Below are 222 nucleotides of genomic sequence, written 5' to 3' on the forward strand. Positions count from 1 at the left end.
CAGGAGCCGTAATCTCATAAGTAATCGCTCCAACTCCTGTTCCTGCTGTCTTGGCAACAGTAACTGTACTGGTAGTACGAGACGCTGGAGTACAGTAAATATCGGTATGGGTAATACCTGAAATTACTGGTGGATTTAATCTGTTGATAACAACTGATCCTGGGAAAGTACACCCATTATTGTCTTTTACGATATAATGTATCGTTTGATCTGTTCCATTAT

Annotated in this window: 1 protein-coding gene; it reads right to left on the reverse strand. The window is 40.1% G+C overall.

From position 1 onward, the window contains the following. Window positions 1–222, reverse strand: a 222-nt coding sequence (locus K8B81_RS21140) for a hypothetical protein (protein ID WP_223683456.1), incomplete at both ends; no start/stop codon positions are given.

Source organism: Flavobacterium hibisci (genome assembly GCF_020026925.1).
Classification (GTDB): Bacteria; Bacteroidota; Bacteroidia; order Flavobacteriales; family Flavobacteriaceae; genus Flavobacterium; species Flavobacterium hibisci.